This window comes from Syntrophomonas zehnderi OL-4 (assembly GCF_000983115.1).
Taxonomy (GTDB): domain Bacteria; phylum Bacillota; class Syntrophomonadia; order Syntrophomonadales; family Syntrophomonadaceae; genus Syntrophomonas_B; species Syntrophomonas_B zehnderi.
In genome coordinates, this window is the sequence record NZ_CGIH01000027.1 from 202,485 (window position 1) to 204,956 (window position 2,472).

The following is a 2,472-nucleotide window of genomic DNA, read 5'->3' on the forward strand; positions in this document are numbered from 1 at the left end:
GTTTACTTATTACTTACATGGAATTAAACGAAGACAGCCAGTCTCAGTTGGATACGCAAAACGCTTCCTCCATTGAGACGGTCAATATCAACGGACATGAAGGAAAGCTTATTATCAAAAATGCTATGCTTACAATCATATGGCCCATGCATGACCATATGTGCATCATTCGGGGACAGATGGAAAAAGACACGGCAATAGAAATAGCCGAAGGAGTAAGATATATAGATTAGCTAAGGAAAATTTGAAAAAAGTAGAAAAAATTTGTTGCAGGAAGCCTTCTTAGTTGTCTTTTATTTATGAAAGACATTTTAAGGAGGCTTTTTTAATGAGAAAAATGATATGCATGGGAATTCTTATCCTGATGACCGTATTCTGTTCCGTTCCAGCACTGGCTACAGAAGGTGCTGGGTGCACAGGGAAACAAAACGTAATAACACCCCAATTTACGTACATTTCCTTGTTAAATGCGGGCTTGTCGATCAACTCATCGGGCAAAGCTACCTCTATAGGACATGCTTCAGCTTATGACCGTTCGCATACCACCCGATTGACAGTTCAACTAGAAAAATCCACCGGCAATGGCTGGAGTACAATTAAGTCTTGGTCTGCATCATCAACCGGGCAATCCGTTGCTGGTATAGAAGAAGCTTATTACGTTGTCCATGGCACCTACCGGGTATGTGCTACCGCTAAGGTGTATAATGCTGCGGGCAATCTGCTGGAAAGCAAATCAGCTTATTCTGACGTAAAGATCTATTAACTGTAATTATCGTTGGTAGGGAAAGCAATATACAATGATCCAGCTGATGGACTAGGGCACTCTTGTACTTATAACTATTATGTAAACACATGGGGATTCTGTGCTTGCGTATTTTGGAAATAATGTGGAAGGTGGGTATGAGTGTGAGGAAAAAGTTATTAATTGCATGTATTATGATAACTATAGTTATTGCAGGACTACATATTGAGCAAACATATGCAATGAAAGATAAAGTATCACAAATAATGCTAGAAGATACAATTGATTACGATAACGAAAAAAATAGTATTACCAATCAAATTGAACCTGGAATAGATTGGGCTGTAGAATGTATTGCCAAAGATAAAAGTATATGCAATCCGGAGATCATTGGCGATAATTCACCAAAAAAGGTAGGAGTACCATATAAAGTTTATTATGTTGATATGAATTCTATCACTGACGGAAGAGGAAATTTACAAGATGCTTTATTAAACTATTTCTGGGAATATCCATTAATGAATAATAACGGTGAAATTATTACGACTTGTACGATTGGTAAATACAATGGAAAATGGGAGCCTTGCTTGCTAAACTCAGGGTTATCTGAGGATATGATTAGAATGTCGTCTAATTTTGATAGCATATCGGACGTAATTTTGAAAAATGATATTAAAGATCCTCTTGAAATACAACACATACGATTTATAATACCATTCCAGTTTGATGCTTTTTATGTACGTACGGCCAGCAACCAAGAGTTCATTATTCCAATATCATTAAGACCTGGATTCATGAAAATGGATAACCTTAAAGCCTATGAACTTTCAGATGTAATGAATAAATTAACAGAACAGCTTGATGCGTTAAAATACACGTTGCCGTTCGATGATAAAAGCTCGGGAAAACCGATGATACCTTAAGGTTTGGCGAATATTAGCTTAAAATCAAAATATATGCGGGAGGAAACTGGTTAATTTCCTCCCGCATGGGTGATCTTGAAAAACCAATATACGGGATTTCATAGGGGATGCACATTAAGGGCGAATATACAGGAAACGTTGACTGTGACGATCTGTACTGGCCCTTGGTTGATACGAGAAGCCTAACATTTTAATGCTTGAAAGGAGGTTTCAAATGAATATCAAGAAGCGTTCTCTAGTTATTATGGCCTTCGTGATTTGCCTTATTGCGTTTGGAATAAAACTCCCTGCGGTCTACGGTGGTATTTTTGATAATATAAAGGGCTTTTTATCAAAAGACCGAAATGAGGTACATTTACGGTTGGGACAGGAATTAAGTAAGGCAGTCGGGGTCAATGACATGAACATCACTATTGCCACTGTAAACCAGGAAAATGGGAAATTGGATGAATTGAATTATTACAAAACTTGTTATTCTCAGAAGGCAATAGAAATGCAAAAAGAACCACCAACTGACAGGTGTAACCGCTAAACTAAATTGGACAGAAAACAACAAATAAGAATGAACAGTATTTACCACAATCCTCCAAAAAGGCTATGATTGAGCTGGAAATAAAAACAGCTTTGATCATAGCAGAGGAGGAAGAAATGAACGTAGCAGAAGGGTGGAATATGTATTTAGATATCCAGGACCTAAAAGCCAAACATTTTAACATAAGTCAGATATCCCGGCGTTTGGATCTATCCCGAACAACAGTGTATAAATACCTGGACATGACTCCCGAGGAAATGGAACAGTTCCTGGAG

Annotated in this window: 5 protein-coding genes; all 5 read left to right on the plus strand. The window is 37.7% G+C overall.

Annotated features, from left to right (window positions below):
- Positions 1-233: DUF4367 domain-containing protein (locus AAV90_RS14455; RefSeq protein WP_157609525.1), on the plus strand; the 233-nt coding region annotated here is incomplete at its 5' end.
- A gap of 95 nt (positions 234-328) precedes the next feature.
- Positions 329-763, plus strand: coding sequence for a hypothetical protein (locus tag AAV90_RS08305; RefSeq protein WP_046497594.1), 435 nt, complete (start codon positions 329-331; stop codon positions 761-763).
- Positions 764-906: 143 nt separating this feature from the next.
- Positions 907-1,665, plus strand: a complete 759-nt coding sequence (locus AAV90_RS08310) for a hypothetical protein (protein ID WP_157609521.1) — start codon at positions 907-909, stop codon at positions 1,663-1,665.
- Between the two features lie 214 nt (positions 1,666-1,879).
- Positions 1,880-2,197 (plus strand): hypothetical protein, encoded by a 318-nt coding sequence (locus tag AAV90_RS08315; RefSeq protein ID WP_046497600.1) that lies wholly within the window; start codon positions 1,880-1,882, stop codon positions 2,195-2,197.
- A gap of 65 nt (positions 2,198-2,262) precedes the next feature.
- On the plus strand, positions 2,263-2,472 hold a 210-nt coding region (locus AAV90_RS08320), incomplete at its 3' end, for a helix-turn-helix domain-containing protein (protein ID WP_207642033.1).